Raw genomic sequence first — 18,430 nt, forward strand, 5'->3', positions numbered from 1 at the left:
GAGACCCGGGCAGATCCGCGAGGAGCACCCCCAGGTGACGTTCCCCCGCCCGGCCGCCGTCGTCGTCCTCGCCGCAGGTGAAGGAACCCGGATGCGCTCGGCAACCCCCAAGGTCCTGCACACCCTGGCCGGTCGCAGCATGCTCGGCCACGCGCTGTCCACGGCACGCGCTCTCGACCCGGGCCGCGTCCTGGTCGTCGTCCGGCACGAGCGCGACCTGGTCGCCGCCCACGTCACCGAGGTCGACCCGCAGGCGCTGCTCGCCGACCAGGACGACATCCCCGGCACCGGTCGCGCGGTCCAGGTGGCGATGACGTCGCTCGACGCGGCCGCGCAGGCGGACGCCGCGGAGGACACGACGGCGGGCTCGGCGACGCACGCGCAGGTGTCCGGTGCGGTCGTCGTCATCGCGGGCGACGTCCCGCTGCTGGACGCCGGCACGCTCGAAGAGCTGCTCGCGGCGCACCACGCGGACGGCAACGCGGTCACGGTCCTGACGACGCAGGTCGCGGAGCCCACCGGGTACGGCCGGATCCTGCGCGAGCCCGGCACGGGTGACGTGCTCGGCATCGTCGAGGAGAAGGACGCCGACGACGCGCAGCGCGCCATCACCGAGATCAACTCCTCCATCTACGTCTTCGACGCCACGGTGCTGCGCGGCGCGCTCGGCCGGCTCGGCCGGGACAACGCGCAGGGCGAGGTCTACCTGACGGACGTGCTGGCCATCGCACGCACCGACGGCGGGCACGTGCGCGCCCTCCAGACCGACGACCCGGTGCTGGTCGAGGGTGTCAACGACCGCGTCCAGCTGTCGGTGCTGCGGGCCGAGATGAACCGCCGCATCCTCGAGACCTGGATGCGCGAGGGCGTCACGATCGTGGACCCCGCGACCACCTGGGTCGACGTCGACGTCGAGCTCGAGCGGGACGTCACGCTCCTGCCCGGCACCCAGCTGCACGGCGCCACGGTGCTCCGCGAGGGTGCGACCGTCGGCCCGGACACCACGCTGACCGACGTCGAGGTGGGTGCGCGCGCCAGTGTCGTGCGCACGCACGGCTCGCTCGCGGTGGTCGGTGCCGACGCGAGCGTGGGGCCGTTCGCGTACCTGCGGCCCGGCACGGTGCTCGGCGAGAAGGGCAAGATCGGCACGTTCGTCGAGACGAAGAACGCGCAGATCGGGACCGGCTCGAAGATCCCGCACCTGTCCTACGTGGGCGACGCGACGATCGGCGAGCACACGAACATCGGCGCCGCGTCGGTGACCGTCAACTACGACGGCGTCAACAAGCACCGCACGACCATCGGCTCGTACGCCCGCACGGGCGCGGACAACATGTTCGTCGCACCCGTGACCATCGGCGACGGCGCGTACACCGGCGCCGGCAGCGTGATCCGTCGCGACGTCCCCTCGGGTGCGCTCGGCGTGAGCGCGGGTGCCCAGCGCAACATCGAGGGCTGGGTCTCGCGCGCCCGCGCCGGGACGCCGGCGGCCGACGCGGTCGTCCGGCCGTCCGCCGGCGACGAGCTCTCCCCGCAGGCGCGCGCCGAGCGCGACCGCGCGTCCGCCGCAGCCGCCGACGCACCTCCGACCCCGCCGCCTGCACTGCCGGACAGCCCCGGCTCGAACCCGAAGGACTCCGCACGATGACCGGGATCATCTCCTCGGACGGCGAGAAGCGTCTCGTGCTCCTGACGGGCCGGGCGCACCCCGACCTGGCCACCAGCGTCGCGACGCACCTCGGCATCGACCTGCTGCCGACGACCACCTACGAGTTCGCCAACGGGGAGATCTACACCCGGTTCGGGGAGTCCGTGCGCGGCGCCGACACGTTCGTGCTGCAGTCGCACTCGTCGCCGATCAACACGTGGATCATGGAGCAGCTGCTCATGGTCGACGCCCTCAAGCGCGCGTCCGCCAAGACGATCACGGTCGTCGCACCGTTCTACGGGTACGCCCGGCAGGACAAGAAGCACCGCGGCCGCGAGCCGATCTCCGCGCGTCTCATGGCGGACCTGTTCAAGACGGCCGGTGCCGACCGGCTCATGAGCGTCGACCTGCACGCCGCGCAGATCCAGGGCTTCTTCGACGGCCCCGTCGACCACCTCTGGGCGATGCCGATCCTCACCGAGTACGTGCGCAGCCGCGTCGACACCTCCAACGTCACGGTCGTCTCGCCGGACGCGGGCCGCATCCGCGTCGCCGAGCAGTGGGCCGCGAAGCTGGGCGGCGGTCCGCTGGCGTTCGTGCACAAGACGCGGGACATCCGCAGCCCCAACAAGACGGTCGCCAACCGCGTCGTCGGTGACGTCGAGGGCCGCAGCTGCGTGCTCGTCGACGACCTCATCGACACGGCCGGCACCATCGCCGGTGCGGTGCGCGTCCTGCTGGAGGCCGGCGCCAAGGACGTCATCGTCGCCGCGACGCACGGTGTCCTGTCCGACCCCGCCGTGGACCGCCTGCAGAACTGCGGCGCGCGCGAGGTCGTCATCACCGACACCCTGCCGATCGCCGAGGACCGTCGCTTCCCGCAGCTCACGGTGCTGTCGATCGCGCCGCTGATCGCGCGGGCCATCCGTGAGGTGTTCGACGACGGCTCGGTGACGTCGCTCTTCGACGGCCAGGCCTGACACCGTGGACGGTCGCGACGAGGACGTCCGTCGTCGCGGTCCGCGCGGTGGTGTGACGGTCACCGGTGCCGGTGAGGCCGAGGCCGTGCCGGACACCGCGATCGCGGACCTCGGTGCCGAGGCGCGAGCCGTGGACGCCGAGCGCGCGCTGGCCGAGGCGGGGCTCTGCCTCGACCGGATGCGGGCGGTCCTGCGGGATGCCGGGGTCGACGACCTCTCGATGCGGACGACGCAGTCGAGCACCTGGACCGACAGCTCCGCGGTCGGGACGTCGCGCGTCGTGGCGCGGCTCGGGCTGCAGGTCACGCTGCGCGACGTCGCCGTGGCCGGGGACGTCGTCGGTGCCGCGGTGGTCGCGGGGGGCGAGCCCGCCCGGATGGACGGCATCCGCCTCGAGATCAGCGACCCCACCGGGCCGCGCGCCCGGGCGCGGGAGGCCGCGTGGGCCGACGCCGTCGCGCGCGCCACCCAGTGGGCCACGCTGGCCGGTCGCCGGCTGGGCGAGGTGCAGTGGATGACCGAAGGGGGCTCCGACGCCGCCCCGCTGCGGATGGGTCGCGTGATGGGCATGGCGAAGGCGATGTCCGTCCCCGTCGAGGCGGGTCAGCAGACCGTCTCGGCCGACGTGACCGTGCGGTGGGCGTGGGCCGAGGACGTCTCGTCCCTCTGACCCGCGGGTTGGGTTCCACGCGCTCGCTCGGGTAGGCTCTCCAGGTTGCCTCGGCGAGGGACGAAGGACGGTCGACGACGTACCACGACCACCTGCGCTCCGTGATCGACTGGGCGAGCGCCTCCGCGTGCCCGTCCTGCGTCCCGCGTCGAGGCCACCACACCTCTCTTCATCGCGGCCTCGTGCCGCCATCGCCACCGCCACCACGTCGGCCCACTACGCCGACGCCAGCACTTGGGAGTACACGTGTCCGAGGTCAAGCTTGTCGCCACCACCCGCACGGAGTTCGGCAAGGGCGCCGCACGCCGTCTGCGCCGCGCCGACCAGATCCCTGCCGTCCTTTACGGGCACGGCTCGGACCCGCTGCACGTCGCCCTGCCGGGCCACGCGACGATGCTCGCGGTGAAGCAGGCCAACGCCTTGTTCTCCGTCGAGCTCGACGGCAAGACCACGCTGGCGATCACGAAGGACGTCCAGCGCGACGTCGTCAAGAACACCATCGAGCACGTCGACCTGCTCATCGTCACGCGCGGCGAGAAGGTCACCGTCGACGTCCAGGTCGCCGTGGTCGGCGAGTCCTACCCCGGCACGATCCACGTCTTCGAGACGCAGGCGCTGTCGCTCGAGGTCGAGGCAACGCACATCCCGACCGAGATCGAGGTCTCCATCGAGGGCCTGCACGGCGGCTCGTCCATCAGCGCCGGCGAGATCACGCTGCCCGAGGGCGCCACCCTGCTCAGCGACCCCGACCTCACCGTCATCGCGATCAGCGTCCCGCACGCCTCCGCCGAGGACGTCGCGGCCGACGCCGCCGCCGCGGACCTGGCTGCCTCGCAGTCCGCCGCGTCCGCCGCCGCAGCCGAGGCCTGAGCCTCCGCTCTACCCCACGACGCCCGGTACCGTTCCTGACGGTGCCGGGCGTCGTCGTTCCCGCACGTTCCCCGCAGGAGGAGATCCCCGATGAGCGACGGACCCTGGCTGGTCGTCGGCCTCGGCAACCCGGGCCCGCAGTACGCCGGCAACCGGCACAACGTCGGCCAGATGGTGCTGGACGAGCTGGCGCGCCGGACGGGGTCGACGTTCGGCGCCCGGGCGTCGGGGCTGCTCTCCCGCCGGCCGCAGGCAGCGGTCGCCGAGGCGCGCCTCGGGGTGCTCCCCGGCGGTGTGCCGGGACCGCGGGTCGTGCTGGCGAAGCCGACGACGTACATGAACGTCTCGGGCGGTCCGGTGGCGGCGCTCGCGAAGTACTACGACGTACCGCCCGAGCGCACGGTGCTGGTGCACGACGAGCTCGACATCCCGTTCGCGGACGTCCGGCTCAAGCGCGGTGGCGGCGAGGGCGGCCACAACGGTCTGCGGGACACGACGAAGGCGCTGGGCACCAAGGAGTACGTCCGGGTGCGGGTCGGCGTCGGCCGCCCGCCTGGTCGGATGGACCCCGCCGACTACGTGCTTCGTGACTTCGCGAAGGTGGAGCTCAAGGACCTGCCGTGGCTCGTGGACGCGGCCGCGGACGCGGTTGAGCTGGTGGTCACGCGGGGCCTGGAGGCTGCGCAGCTGAAGTTCCACACGAAAGGCTGACCTCGCAAAGCATGCCAAGCGGGTGAAGTATGGGTGAAAACGGACAAAAGGGTCTATCTCCACTCATTGCACGCGCATAGCCTCCAACCCGGACGGATGATCAGATCTGGGGCGGACGGTAGGCGACATGACGATCCTCGAGGATCCGGCAGAGGACGTGGACGTCCTTCTCGACCGGCGCAGGGCAGCAACCGGGCCCCGGCGCTCCTGGGCATCGACGGAGCCGTTCGTCACCCACCCGCGTGAGTCGCTGCCGTCGTACGACGCGTCCCACTGGGGCTCGGTCGCCGGCCACTACGTGCGTCAGGCGCTCGCCGTCGACGCCTGCATCGCCGGTCTGGTCGTCGCGGTCGTGGCGTCGTTCACGGCCGCCGCGGTCGGGTGGTCCGCCGTCGTGGCGCTGGCCTTCCTGGTCCTCGTCGCGATCGGCCACGGGTACGACCGCAAGTCGCTCGGCGACGGCCCGGTCGAGTTCCAGGCCGTGCTCCGCGCGGGCGTCGGGTCGGCGGCCGTCGTGGCGCTCGGCAGCGTGGCCTTCGCAGTGCCGCTGCCCCGGGTCCAGGTCGCGGTCACGGTCGTCCTGCTGACCCTCGGCACGGCGGTCGGTCGGCACGCACTGCGTCGGTCCCTGCACGGGCGTCGCAGCCGCGGGGTCGCGATGTCCCGCACGCTCGTCGTCGGCGACGCCACGTCGGTGCACCACCTCATCCACGACCTGCGCGGCGCGACGTACCACGGGTACCAGGTCATCGGGGTCTGCCTGCCCTCGATCACCGACCAGCCTCCGCAGGACGGGGTCCCCACGCTCGGGGCGCTCGCGGACATCCCGCAGGTCGCGTACGACCACCAGGTCGACGTCGTCATCGTGTCGGGCAGCGAGCTGTCGGGCGACGCGCTGCGGCGGCTGTCGTGGGCGCTGGGACGGGCGGGTGTCGACCTCGTCGTCGCCCCGGGTCTGGTCGAGGTGCTCGGTCCGCGCGTCCACCTGCGGCCCACGGCCGGGCTGTCCCTGCTGGAGGTGGAGACGACGTCGCCGCGCCGGCGGCTGCTGGCCAAGTCGACGCTCGACCGCACGCTCGGCGCCGCGATCCTGCTGGCGGTCTCGCCGGTGATCCTCGTGGCTGCGCTCGCGGTCCGCCTGAACAGCAAGGGCGCACCGTTCTTCCACCAGCGTCGCATCGGGGTCGACGGGCGCGAGTTCACCATGTGGAAGCTCCGCAGCATGTACACGGACGCCGAGGAGCGTCGCGCCGCCCTGCTGGGCAGCAGCGACCGTGACGGGCTGATGTTCAAGATGCACGACGACCCGCGCATCACGCCGGTCGGTCGGCTCCTGCGCCGGTACTCCGTCGACGAGCTCCCGCAGCTCTGGAACGTGGTGCGCGGGGACATGTCGCTCGTCGGCCCGCGCCCGCCGCTTCCGCAGGAGGTCGACGAGTACCACGACGCGGTCTACCGCCGGCTGCGCGTGCGCCCGGGGCTGACGGGCCTGTGGCAGGTCAGCGGGCGCGCGGACCTGTCGTGGGACGAGTCGATCCGGCTGGACCTGCGGTACGTCGACAACTGGTCCGTCGCCATGGACCTGATGATCCTGTGGAAGACGGGCCGTGCCGTGTTCGGCGGCTCCGGCGCCTACTGAGCCAGCGACAGCGCTCCGTCGTGCTCCTCGTACCGCTCCCCGGTCGTCGGGCACACCCACGCGTCACCCTCGGGCTCCAGCGGAGCGCCCGCGCGGCCCACCCAGCGGATGCGCCGGGCGGGCACCCCCGCGACGAGCGCGAAGTCGGGCACGTCCTTGGTGACCACGGAGCCCGCGGCCACGAGCGCCCAGCGGCCGATCGTCACGGGCGCGACGCACACCGACCGGGCGCCGATCGAGGCGCCGGTGCGGACGGTCACGCCGACGGCGTGCCAGTCGTCGGCCGACTTCAGGCTGCCGTCCGGGTTCACCGCCCGGGGGTAGTAGTCGTTGGTGAACACGACGGCCGGGCCGACGAAGGCGCCGTCCTCGAGCACCGCGGGCTCGTACACCAACGCGTGGTTCTGGATCTTGCACCGGTCGCCCACGACCACCCCGGGACCGATGTACGCCCCGCGGCCGACGATGCAGTCCTCACCCAGCCGGGCGTCCTCGCGCACCTGGGCGAGGTGCCAGACCCGGGTGCCGGCGCCGAGGGTCGCGCGCGGGTCCACGTCGGCCGTGCCGGCGACGGTCGGGGTGCGGTCGGGCACGGGGTTCTCCTCGTGGTGGGGCGTGATGACGCGGGTCGAGGCCGATTGTGCCGGTCGTCCGCTCCTGCGGTCGACGACCGCTACGTCATCCGGGGGAGTGTCGCTGTCACGACGGGTGATATCTGCATCTTTGCGCCGAAGTGGCATGAGTTGTCCCATATCGTCCCGTATCAGGAGCCGTCCCCCCGGCTCAGTACTCGGCGGAAGCAGGCCACCCCCGGCCCGCGTCGCCTGCAGCTCGACCCCATCACCCGGAGCGCCCCATGAGTTCCCGTCCCGTCTCCCGCCGACTCGTCGGGCTCGTCGCTGCGCTCGCCACCGGCGCCTCTCTCGTCGTCGTCGCGGCCACCCCGGGTGCCGCCGCCGACCCGTGCGCGACGGGGGGCAACCCGATCGTGTGCGAGAACTCGAGGACGGGGACCGACCCCGACGTGTGGGACATCGACGGGGCCGGCGACGAGGGGATCCAGGGGTACGCCACCGACATCTCCGTGAACGTGGGCAGCACCGTCCAGTTCAAGATCAAGACCGACGCCGTGAACTACGACATCGACATCTACCGCACCGGTTGGTACGGCGGGGACGGCGCCCGGTTCATCACCTCGGTCCCGTCACCCTCGGTCCGCCAGAACCAGCCCGGGTGCGTCTCCGACGACGACACCGGCAACTACGACTGCGGGAACTGGGCCGTGTCGGCCAGCTGGGCGGTGCCCACGACCGCGGTCTCCGGCGTGTACCTGGCCAAGCTGACGGACCCCGTCACCGACGACACGAGCCACATCACGTTCGTCGTGCGCAACGACGCGAGCACGTCCGCCGTGGTGTTCCAGACGTCCGACACGACGTGGCACGCGTACAACACCTACGGCGGCTCGAGCTTCTACCAGGGCGGCGCGGTCGGGCGGGCCTACAAGCTCAGCTACAACCGGCCGTTCGCCACGCGCAACTGGGAGCAGGGGCGGGACTTCTACTTCAGCTCCGAGTACGCGATGGTGCGCTTCCTCGAGCGCAACGGGTACGACGTGAGCTACCTGGCGGGTGTCGACTCCGACCGTCGCGGCGCGCTCATCAAGAACCACAAGGTCTTCATGTCGGTCGGCCACGACGAGTACTGGTCGGGTGCGCAGCGCGCCAACATCGAGGCCGCCCGGGACGCGGGCGTGAACCTGGCGTTCTTCAGCGGCAACGAGGCCTACTGGCGCACGCGCTACGAGAGCTCCATCGCGGGCACGCCCACCGCGTACCGCACGCTCACGTCGTACAAGGAGACCTGGTCGAACCAGAAGGTCGACGACACGTCCCCGGAGTGGACCGGCACGTGGCGCGACCCGCGCTTCGCGTCGCCGGCCAACGGCGGCGGACGCCCGGAGAACAACCTCACCGGCACGATGTACACCTCGAACTTCTCGGACCTGCCCGTCACCGTCTCCGCGGACGAGGGCAAGTACCGGCTGTGGCGCAACACCTCGCTGACCTCCCTGAGCTCGGGGACGAAGGTCGCGCTCGCGCCGCACACCATCGGCTACGAGTCGAACGAAGACGTCGACAACGGGGCGCGCCCACAGGGGCTCGTCCGGTTGTCGACGACCACCGGCCTGGTCCCGCAGTACCTGCAGGACTTCGGCAACGTGGTCGCGGAAGGCACGACGACGCACCACCTGACCCTGTACCGGGCACCGAGCGGTGCGCTGGTGTTCTCGGCGGGCTCCATCCAGTGGGCGTGGGGCCTCGACCAGGAGCACGACGGCGACGGTGCCGCTGCGGACCCGCGCATGCAGCAGGCGACGGTGAACCTGCTCGCGGACATGAAGGCGCAGCCGGGCAGCCTCATGACGGGCCTGGTCGCGGCGACGGCGTCGTCGGACACGACCGGCCCGGTCGCCACCATCAGCTCGCCCGCGTCGGGTGCGTCGATCGCCAACGGCACGTCCGTCACGGTCAGCGGTGTGGCGACCGACGTCGGCGGTCGGGTCGCGGGCGTCGAGGTGTCCACCGACGCCGGTGCGTCGTGGCACCCGGCGACGGGCACGACCGCGTGGAGCTACACCTACGTGCAGTCCGGCAACGGGTCGACGCCGGTGCGCGTCCGCGCCGTCGACGACAGCGCCAACATCGGCGCCGTCGCCACGCGGTCGTTCACCGTGGCGTGCCCGTGCTCGCTGTTCGGCTCCGCGGTCCCGAAGGTGCCCGCGGCCAACGACCCGGACGCCGTCGAGCTGGGTCTGAAGTTCTCCGCGACCGCCAACGGGTTCGTCACCGGGGTGCGCTTCTACAAGGGCGCGGGCAACACCGGGACGCACGTCGGGTCGCTGTGGAGCTCCACCGGCGCGCGCCTGGCGACCGCGACGTTCCAGAACGAGACGTCCGCGGGATGGCAGACGGCGGTCCTCTCGCCGGCGGTGGAGGTCACCGCGGGGACGACCTACGTCGTGTCCTACACGGCTCCCGCAGGCCACTACGCGATGCAGGACGACGCGTTCTGGTACCGCGGCGTCTCCGCACCGCCGCTCCTGGTCGCCGGTGGCTTCGGCGCCTCGGGTGCCGGCACGTTCGGTGCGCCCGGCACGTTCCCCGCGGAGAGCTTCCGCTCGACGCACTACTTCGTCGACGTCGTCTACTCCTCCGTCGACACCACACCGCTGACCATCAGCGGCCAGTCGCCCCTGGGCGGCTCCACCAGCGTGCCCGTCGGGTCGCCCGTCAGCGTCGTGCTGTCGAAGGCCGTCACGGCCGGCTCGGTCGCCATGACGCTCACCGCCCAGGGCGGCTCCGCCGTCGCGGGCACGACGAGCTACGACGCGACCACCCGACGGGCGACGTTCACGCCCTCGGCGGCGCTCGGCGCGTCGACCGTGTACACGGCCTCGGTCAGCGCGTCGGCGAACGGCGCGGGCATCACGGGCCCGTCGACGTGGTCGTTCACGACGGCGGCACCCCCGCAGGTGCCGGGTGGCCGCACCGTCAGCTTCTACGACGACTCCGCCGTGCCCGCCACGCTCCAGGACCCGGACACCGACGCGGTGACGCTCGGCACCCGGTTCGCCAGCAGCGTCGACGGCACGGTGACGGGCGTCCGCTTCTACAAGGGCCCGAACAACACCGGGACCCACGTGGGGCAGCTCTGGGCGGTCGGCGGTTCGCAGCCCCTCGCGCAGGCGACGTTCGGCTCCGAGAGCACGTCCGGCTGGCAGACGGTCCTGTTCGCGACGCCCGTGCGCATCACGAAGGACACCGAGTACATCGTCGCGTACCGCGCGCCCGTCGGCCGGTACTCGTCGACGGCCGGGGCGTTCTCCGGGACCGGTCTGCAGCGCGCGCCGCTGCGCACCGAGCCCATGAGCGGCGCGTACACCTACGCCACCGGCTACCCGGGGTCGTCGAGCACGACCAGCTACCTGGTGGACGTCGTGTTCACGCAGGACGCCGCGGCGCTCGCCGTCACCGCGCAGTCACCGGCGGCGGCCGATCCCGGTGCGTCGGTCTCGGCGCCCGTGAGCGTCACCTTCAACGCTCCGCTCGCGGCGGGCGCCACCCTGAGCCTCAGGGCGGGCACCGCCGCGGTGGCGGGGACGGCGACGCGGTCGTCGGACGCGCGGACGCTCGTCTTCACGCCCTCGTCAGCGCTGGCGAGGTCGACCGTCTACACGGCGACGGCGAGCAGCCTCGTCTCGACCGACGGCAGCACCCTGGCCGACGTCACGTGGTCGTTCACCACGGCGGCCGCGGACAACTGCCCGTGCACGCTCTTCAGCGGGCTGACGCCGGCCACCAGCTCCGTCAACGACTCCTCCGCGGTCGAGCTGGGCGTCTCGTTCAGCCCGACGAGCTGGGGTGTGGTGACGGGCGTCCGGTTCTACAAGGGGGCCGGCAACACCGGGACGCACACGGGGACGCTGTGGAGCTCGTCCGGCCAGCTGCTGCGAACCGTGACGTTCGCCGACGAGTCGGCCTCGGGCTGGCAGACCGCACTGTTCTCCAGCCCTTACCAGGTCGCTCCCGGGACCACCTACGTCGTGTCGTACCACGCGCCCCAGGGCCACTACGCGGCGACGCCGAACGACTTCACGGTCAATCGCACCGTCGGGCCCCTGACCACGCCCGCGGTCGGCAACGGCCGGTACCGCTACGGCAGCGGGGGAGTGGCCCCCACCGAGACGTGGCAGCAGACGAACTACTTCGTCGACGTGGTGTTCGCCACGGCGGCACCGGACCTGCCCACGGTGTCGGCGCAGGCTCCGCCGGCGGGTGCGACCGGCATCTCGACGTCGGCCTCGGTGGGTGCGACCCTCTCGGTGGCCCCCGCCTCGGGCTCGCCGGCCATGGCGCTGAGCGGTCCGTTCGGCACGATCGCGGGGGAGAGCTCCTACGACCCGACGACGCGCCGGGTGATGTTCACGCCGAGCTCCGCCCTCCCTGCGGGAAGCTCGATCTCGGTGGCGACGACGCTGGCGGGCACCCCGCTCGCCGGTGGGTCGTGGACGTTCACCACGGCTGCGGCGACCGGTTCGGCCGTGTCGCTGTGGACGGACTCGGAGGTGCCGACGGTCGCGGCGTGGAACGACCCCGACCCGGTCATGGTGGGCACGCGGTTCACCGCGAGCGCGCCGGGAGCGGTCACCGCCATCAGGTTCTACAAGGGCGCGACCAACACCGGCACGCACACGGTGAGCCTCTGGGACGCGGCCGGGGTCAAGGTCGCGGAGGCGCCCTCGAGCGCGGAGTCGGCGTCCGGCTGGCAGACGGTGCCGCTCACCACGCCCGCCGTGCTCGTGCCCGGGCAGGTCTACACGGCGGCGTACCACTCGACCTCGGGCCGGTACGCGGTCACCTCGAACGGCCTCGCCGCCGTCCGCACCGTCGGACCGCTCTCGACCGTCGCCACGGGTGGTGCGTACGTCTACGGGACGACGTTCCCGGCGTCCTCCACGTCGACGTTCTTCGGGGTGGACCTCGTGTTCGCCCCGGCCGGCTAGGGCCTCCCGGAGCGGCCCGCGACGTCGAGGTCGCGGGCCGCGCTCCGGTGGGTGCCGCCGTTCGGGTGTTCACCCCGTCGTCGCGGGGTGAAAATGTCCGATATCTACGGACATGCCCCGTCGGGTTCGTGACACTGGAGCCCACCAAGACGTGAGGGGTATGACATGACCGAGCAGCTGCGTGCGGCTGTGGTGGGGGCGGGCTACTGGGGCCCGAACCTCGCCCGCAACTTCCGGAACAGCCCGGACTGGGATCTCGTCGCCGTGTGCGACCTGGACGCCGACCGGGCCCGGAAGGTGGTCGGTGCGCGGTCGACGGTGGACGTGATGACGTCGGTCAGCGACCTGCTGGCCCGCGACGACGTCGACGCGATCGCGATCGCGACGCCGGCCCGGACGCACGCCCCGATCGCTCTCGCCGCGCTCGAGGCGGGCAAGCACGTCCTGGTCGAGAAGCCGATCGCGGACCGCGGCACGGGGGCCCGCCAGATGGTGGCGCGGGCGGCCGAGCTCGACCGCGTCCTCATGGTCGACCACACGTTCTGCTACACGTCGCCGGTGCTCAAGATGCGCGAGCTGATCGCGGAGGGTCACCTCGGCGACATCCTGTTCGTCGACTCGGTCCGGATCAACCTCGGCATCGTGCAGCCGGACGTGGACGTCTTCTGGGACCTCGCCCCGCACGACCTGTCGATCCTCGACTTCATCCTCCCGGGGGGCCTCGTCCCGTCGGGTGTCGCCGCGCAGGGGGCCGACCCGTTGGGCACCGGCCAGTCCTGCGTCGGGTACCTGACGCTGCCGCTGCCGGGCGGGGCCATCGCGCACGTCCACGTCAACTGGCTCAGCCCCACCAAGATCCGCCAGATGGTGGTCGGGGGCAGCAAGCGCACGCTCGTCTGGGACGACCTGTCCCCGCAGCAGCGCCTCACCGTGTACGACCGCGGGGTCGAGCTCGGTCAGCCGCTGCCCGACAAGACGACGGCCAACATCTCCTACCGTCTCGGTGACGCCTGGGCCCCGGCCCTGCCCGAGAAGGAGGCGCTCGGCGTGATGGTCGCGGAGCTCGCGTCCGCCATCCGCGAGCGTCGCGCACCCCGCACGGACGGGCACGCCGGGCTGCGCGTGCTCGACGTCCTCGAGTCCGCGTCCCTCAGCCTGCGCGACGGCGGTCGTCTGACCCCCGTCGCCTCGTCCGCACCCACGATGGAGACCGTCGCATGAGCACGCTTCAGGGGGCCCGCGTCCTCGTCACCGGCGGGGCCGGCACCATCGGCTCGACCATCGTCGACCAGCTCCTCGACGCGAGGGTGAGCGACGTCGTGGTCCTGGACAACCTGGTCCGTGGGCGGCGCGAGAACCTCGCCGACGCGCTGGCGACCGGCAAGGTCCAGCTGGTCGAGGGCGACCTGCGCGACCGCGACCTGGTGCACGACGTCACCCGGGGGAAGGACCTGGTGTTCCACCAGGCCGCGATCCGGATCACGCAGTGCGCCGAGGAGCCGCGCCTGGCGCTCGAGGTCCTGGTGGACGGAACGTTCACCGTCCTGGAGGCGGCCGCGGAGCACAAGGTGGACAAGGTGATCGCCGCGTCGAGCGCGTCGGTCTACGGGCTGGCGGAGCAGTTCCCGACCGGGGAGCGGCACCACCACCACAACAACGACACGTTCTACGGTGCGGCCAAGTCGTTCAACGAGGGCATGGCCCGCAGCTTCCGCGCGATGTACGGGCTCGACTACGTGCTGCTGCGCTACTTCAACGTGTACGGCCCGCGCATGGACGTGCACGGCCTGTACACGGAGGTGCTGGTGCGCTGGATGGAGCGGATCGCCGACGGCCAGCCGCCCCTGATCTTCGGCGACGGCCTGCAGACGATGGACTTCGTCGTGACGACCGACATCGCGCGCGCCAACCTGCTCGCGGCCACCAGCGACGTCGTGGACGGCGTCTACAACATCGCGAGCGGCACCGAGACGAGCCTGCTCGGGCTCGCGCAGGCGCTGCTGCGGGCGATGGACTCCGACCTGTCCGTCGAGCACGGCCCCGACCGGGCGGTCAACGGCGTGACGCGCCGGCTGGCGGACACGTCCGCGGCGCGCATCGACCTGGGCTTCGAGGCCCAGGTCGGGCTCGAGGAGGGTCTGCGGGAGCTGGTCGCCTGGTGGCGGCCGTTGCGCAGCGAGATCGCCGCAGGCCGGGCGCTGAGCAGCGCGGGTGCACGCCCGTGAGCCGTGTCAACGTCATGCAGCCCTGGTTCGGGCCGGAGGAGATCGCCGCGGTCAGCGAGGTGATCGCGTCCGGCTGGGTGGCGCAGGGCCCCCGGGTCGCCGCGTTCGAGGCGGCGTTCGCCGAGGCCATGCAGGCCGAGCACGCCGTCGCGGCGTCGTCGTGCACCACCGCGCTGCACCTCGCGCTGGTCGTCGCCGGGGTGCAGGCCGGGGACGACGTGGTCGTCCCGTCGTTCTCGTTCATCGCCACGTCGAACGCCCCCGTCTACGTGGGTGCGCGCCCGGTGTTCGCCGACGTCGACCCCGTCACCGGCAACCTCACCGCAGCGTCCGTCGAGGCTGTGCTGACCGACGCCACCCGCGCGGTGATCGTGGTGGACCAGGGTGGTGTCCCGGTGGACCTGGACGCGATCCGCGCCGTGACGGACCCGCGCGGCATCGTCGTCATCGAGGACGCGGCGTGCGGGGCGGGGTCGACGTACCGCGGTCGACCCGTCGGTGCGGGCGCGGACGTCGCGGCGTGGTCGTTCCACCCGCGCAAGATCGTCACCACGGGTGAGGGCGGCATGCTCACCACGCCGCACGCCGAGTGGGCCGAGCGCGCCCGGCGCCTGCGCGAGCACGCGATGAGCGTCTCCGCGGCTGCCCGCCACGCCAGCGTGCTGGCGCCCCCGGAGGAGTACCTCGAGGTCGGCTACAACTACCGGATGACGGACCTGCAGGCCGCCGTCGGCATCGTGCAGCTGGGCCGGCTGCCGGAGGTCGTCGCGCGTCGCCGCGAGATCGCAGCGACGTACACCAAGCAGATCGCCGAGCTGCCCGGGCTGCGCGCCGTGGCCGACCCCGCGTGGGGAACGAGCAACTTCCAGTCCTTCTGGGTCGAGGTCGGACCCGGTTTCCCGCTCGACCGCGACGGGCTGCTGGCGCACCTCGCCGACGCGGAGATCTCCGCGCGCCGCGGCATCATGGCGACGCACCGCCAGCCCGCGTACGCCGGGACGTCCCACGCTCCGCTGCCTGTCACCGAGCACCTCACCGACTCGACCCTGATCCTGCCGGTGTTCCACCAGATGTCGGAGTCCGAGCAGTCGCGCGTCGTCGACGCGCTGCGCTCGGCCGGTGCCTGACGTGGCCACACAGCTGATCCTGGTCGCTGCCAGCGGGCTGGCCCGCGAGGTGCTCGCGCTCGTGCGGGCCCACGGCGGGTACGACGTCGTGGGCTTCCTGGACGACGACGTCGCGCGGCACGGCACCACCCTGGACGGAGTGCCGGTGCTCGGCGGGATCGACGCCGTGACCGAGCACCCGGACGCCGAGCTGCTCGTGTGCGTCGGCAAGGGTGCGAGCCGCGAGCAGGTCGTGGAGCGGCTCGACGGCCTCGGGGTCTTCCCGATCCGGTACGCGACGGTCGTGCACCCCGCCGTGGACGTCCCCGACGGCTGCGAGGTCGGCGTCGGGTCGATCCTGCTGGCCGGGGTCGCCATGACCGCCGCCGTGACGGTCGGCTCCCACGTCGTGGTGATGCCGAACGCGACGCTCACGCACGACTGCGTGCTGCAGGACTTCAGCACCGTCTGCGCAGGCGTGGCCCTCGGCGGCAGCGTCGTCGTGGGCCGGGCCGCCTACCTGGGCATGAACGCCTCCGTGCGCGAGAACGTGCGCGTGGGCGAGGGGGCGACGCTCGGCATGGGCGCCGCACTCCTGGTGGACCAGCCGGACGGGGAGACCTGGGCGGGGGTGCCGGCGCGAGCGCTCGGCGTCCCGACCGGCATCGCCCGGCACCGTAACGACGGGTGGCCCGCGACCGCGGAGCACACCGAGCGCATCGACGAAGGAGCACGGGCATGACGACGATCCCGCTGGTGGACCTGGGGGCCCAGCAGGCCGAGATCGCCGAGGAGGTGCGCGCCGGTCTCGACGAGGTCTTCGCGACCACGGCGTTCGTCGGAGGCCCGGCCGTCGGCCGGTTCGAGGCCGCGTACGCGGCGTTCTCGCAGGCCACGCACTGTGTCGGCGTCGCCAACGGCACCGACGCCCTGGAGCTGGCTCTGCGTGCGGCGGGCGTGCGGCCCGGCGGTGAGGTGATCGTCCCGGCGAACACCTTCATCGCGACCGCCGAGGCGGCGTCCCGGATCGGCGCCGTCCCGGTGCCGGTCGACGTCGACCCGGTGCACCTGCTCATCGACCCTGCCGCGGTGCGGGCGGCGGTCGGTCCCCGGACCGAGGCGATAGTCCCCGTGCACCTGTTCGGCCAGGTGGCACCCGTCGAGGAGATCGGCAAGATCGCCGCCGACGCCGGGGTCCCCATGATCGAGGACGCCGCCCAGTCGCAGGGCGCGCTGCGGCACGGCCGCGCCGCGGGCTCGTTCGGGCTGGCCGCGGGAACGAGCTTCTACCCGGGCAAGAACCTCGGTGCCGCGGGCGACGCGGGCGCGGTGACGACCTCCGACGCGGAGGTCGCGCGCACGGTCCGGGTCATCGCGGCCCACGGCTCCGCGCGCAAGTACGAGCACGAGACGATCGGCATGAACTCGCGGCTCGACACCGTCCAGGCCGTGGTGCTCGAGGCGAAGCTGCGCCGGCTGGCCGGGTGGAACGACGCCCGTCGTGCCGCCGCGGCCCGGTACGCCGAGCTCCTCAGCGGCATCGACGGCGTCCGCGTGCCGGTCAGTGCTGCCGGCAACGAGGACGTCTGGCACCTGTACGTGGTCCAGGTCGACGAGCGCGACCGGGTCCTGCGCGAGCTGAACGAGGCGGGGATCGGCGCGGGGATCCACTACCCGACGCCTGTGCACCTCACCGGCGCGTACGCGGACCTGGGTCTGCGCGCGGGGGCCTTCCCCGTCGCGGAGGCCGCCGCGGCCCGCATCCTGTCCCTGCCGATGTTCCCGCACCTGACGGCGGCACAGCAGGAGCGCGTCGTGGACGTGCTGGCCGGGGCAGTCTGATGGCCGCCAGGCCCCGCTCGGTCCTCGTCCACCTCAACAGCCTCGAGCTCGGGGGGACGCAGATCAACGCGGTGGACCTGGCCGCTGCCCTGGTGCCGCACGGGTACGAGTCGCACCTGATCGGCCCGGAGCCGACCGGCACGGGCGCCAGCCTGCTCGACGTCGCCGCCGAGCGCGGGGTCCGGGTCACGCCGTTCCGCGAGCCGCCGACGGCGCTCGCCTACAGCCGCGTCCTGCGGCAGCGCGCCGACGCGGTCGGCGCCGACCTGCTGCACGCGTACGGGACGTGGGGTGCCGCGCGCGCGTTCTACTGGGGTCCGAGCCGGTTCGGCCGGCTGCCGTGGGTGCAGACGATGTACGAGATGGAGCTCCACCACTCGGTCCACCGGCACCACCCGCTCGTCGTGGGCACGGAGTACCTCGTCGAGGAGTGCGTCGACCGCCCCGGGCCGACCGTGCTGATCAGCCCGCCGGTCGACATGCTCCGGGACCGGCCACGACCGGCCGACGCGCCGCCCAACGAGCAGGTCACGATCGTCATCGTGTCGCGGCTCGAGGAGGACATGAAGTCGGTCCCGGTCGAGGCCGCGATCGGTGCGGTCGGGCTGCTGGCGGAGCACGACCTCGTCCTGGAGATCGTCGGCACCGGGGCGGCGGAGGCGCGCCTGCGGACGCTGGGTGAGAAGGCGAACGCCGACCTCGGCCGCGAGGCCGTCCGCTTCCTGGGCGCCCTGTCCGACCCGCGGCCCGCCTACGCGCGCGCCGACATCGTCCTCGGCATGGGCGGGTCCGCCGCCCGTGGCCTCGCGCACGGCAAGCCGCTCGTCGTCCAGGGCGAGGCCGGGTGGAGCGCGGTGCTCGAGCCGGACAACGCCGCGTTCCTCGCGCGCAGCAGCTACTGGAGCCCGGACACCGTGGCCGAGCCGGCTGCCCTCCTGGCGCAGAACCTGCGCACGCTGGTCGACGACGAGGACCGCCGCCGACGCCTCGGAGAGTTCAGCCGGGCGTTCGCGGAGCAGCGGTTCGGGCTGACGGCGATGGCCGAGAAGCTGGTCGGCGTGTACGAGACGGCGCTGACCTCGTACACGGCGCGCTCCTGGTGGGCGGACCTGCCGGTCGAGGCGCGCCGCGTCCCGGACAAGCTCGCCCGGCTGACCCGGGTCCGCTGACGCC

At 72.7% G+C, this 18,430-nt stretch carries 14 protein-coding genes; 13 read left to right on the top strand and 1 reads right to left on the bottom strand.

The window, feature by feature from the left end:
- Positions 1 to 34: 34 nt before the first annotated feature.
- The 6 genes from glmU to ASF78_RS13640 all read left to right on the top strand — a co-directional run bounded on the left by glmU (position 35) and on the right by ASF78_RS13640 (position 6,518).
- On the top strand, positions 35 to 1,648 hold the full coding sequence (gene glmU / locus ASF78_RS13615) for a bifunctional UDP-N-acetylglucosamine diphosphorylase/glucosamine-1-phosphate N-acetyltransferase GlmU (RefSeq protein WP_056590164.1): 1,614 nt from the start codon (positions 35 to 37) through the stop codon (positions 1,646 to 1,648).
- Entirely contained in the window at positions 1,645 to 2,628 is a 984-nt protein-coding gene (locus ASF78_RS13620) for a ribose-phosphate diphosphokinase (protein WP_056590167.1), read from the top strand. Before glmU ends, ASF78_RS13620 begins: the two co-directional genes overlap by 4 nt.
- 4 nt (positions 2,629 to 2,632) lie before the next feature.
- Entirely contained in the window at positions 2,633 to 3,298 is a 666-nt protein-coding gene (locus tag ASF78_RS13625) for an SIMPL domain-containing protein (protein WP_056590170.1), read from the top strand.
- 246 nt (positions 3,299 to 3,544) lie between these two features.
- Positions 3,545 to 4,168 carry a 50S ribosomal protein L25/general stress protein Ctc gene (locus tag ASF78_RS13630; protein ID WP_056590173.1) on the top strand — a complete coding sequence of 208 codons (624 nt, stop codon included), beginning with the start codon at positions 3,545 to 3,547 and terminating at the stop codon, positions 4,166 to 4,168.
- 90 nt (positions 4,169 to 4,258) lie between these two features.
- Complete coding sequence (pth, locus tag ASF78_RS13635; protein WP_056590176.1) at positions 4,259 to 4,879, top strand: aminoacyl-tRNA hydrolase; 621 nt, start codon at positions 4,259 to 4,261, stop codon at positions 4,877 to 4,879.
- Between the two features lie 127 nt (positions 4,880 to 5,006).
- Positions 5,007 to 6,518 (top strand): sugar transferase, encoded by a 1,512-nt coding sequence (locus ASF78_RS13640; RefSeq protein ID WP_056590179.1) that lies wholly within the window; start codon positions 5,007 to 5,009, stop codon positions 6,516 to 6,518.
- Here the strand turns inward: ASF78_RS13640 and ASF78_RS13645 are convergent.
- Positions 6,512 to 7,111: an acyltransferase gene (locus ASF78_RS13645; RefSeq protein WP_056590181.1), complete on the bottom strand. Its 600-nt coding sequence runs from the start codon at positions 7,109 to 7,111 to the stop codon at positions 6,512 to 6,514. The two genes, ASF78_RS13640 and ASF78_RS13645, sit on opposite strands and share 7 nt — an antisense overlap.
- Positions 7,112 to 7,374: 263 nt before the next feature.
- Between ASF78_RS13645 and ASF78_RS13650 the strand changes: the two genes are divergently transcribed.
- The 7 genes from ASF78_RS13650 to ASF78_RS13680 all read left to right on the top strand — a co-directional run bounded on the left by ASF78_RS13650 (position 7,375) and on the right by ASF78_RS13680 (position 18,426).
- The gene (locus tag ASF78_RS13650) at positions 7,375 to 12,084 is read left to right on the top strand and encodes a DUF4082 domain-containing protein (protein ID WP_056590184.1); all 4,710 of its coding nucleotides are present in this window, start codon (positions 7,375 to 7,377) and stop codon (positions 12,082 to 12,084) included.
- A gap of 165 nt (positions 12,085 to 12,249) precedes the next feature.
- A complete protein-coding gene (locus ASF78_RS13655; RefSeq protein WP_056590187.1) occupies positions 12,250 to 13,305 on the top strand; it encodes a Gfo/Idh/MocA family protein in 1,056 nt (351 codons plus the stop codon).
- A complete protein-coding gene (locus tag ASF78_RS13660) occupies positions 13,302 to 14,309 on the top strand; it encodes an NAD-dependent epimerase/dehydratase family protein (protein ID WP_056590189.1) in 1,008 nt (335 codons plus the stop codon). The genes ASF78_RS13655 and ASF78_RS13660 overlap by 4 nt, the downstream gene beginning before the upstream one ends.
- 14 nt (positions 14,310 to 14,323) lie before the next feature.
- Entirely contained in the window at positions 14,324 to 15,436 is a 1,113-nt protein-coding gene (locus ASF78_RS13665) for a DegT/DnrJ/EryC1/StrS aminotransferase family protein (RefSeq protein WP_056590929.1), read from the top strand.
- A gap of 1 nt (position 15,437) precedes the next feature.
- The gene (locus ASF78_RS13670; protein ID WP_082495049.1) at positions 15,438 to 16,157 is read left to right on the top strand and encodes an acetyltransferase; all 720 of its coding nucleotides are present in this window, start codon (positions 15,438 to 15,440) and stop codon (positions 16,155 to 16,157) included.
- Positions 16,154 to 17,257: a DegT/DnrJ/EryC1/StrS aminotransferase family protein gene (locus tag ASF78_RS13675; RefSeq protein WP_056590192.1), complete on the top strand. Its 1,104-nt coding sequence runs from the start codon at positions 16,154 to 16,156 to the stop codon at positions 17,255 to 17,257. The genes ASF78_RS13670 and ASF78_RS13675 overlap by 4 nt, the downstream gene beginning before the upstream one ends.
- Positions 17,257 to 18,426, top strand: a complete 1,170-nt coding sequence (locus ASF78_RS13680) for a glycosyltransferase family 4 protein (RefSeq protein WP_056590195.1) — start codon at positions 17,257 to 17,259, stop codon at positions 18,424 to 18,426. The genes ASF78_RS13675 and ASF78_RS13680 overlap by 1 nt, the downstream gene beginning before the upstream one ends.
- Positions 18,427 to 18,430 lie beyond the last annotated feature (4 nt).

Origin of the sequence: Cellulomonas sp. Leaf334, assembly GCF_001424195.1 — a bacterium.
GTDB lineage: Bacteria > Actinomycetota > Actinomycetes > Actinomycetales > Cellulomonadaceae > Cellulomonas.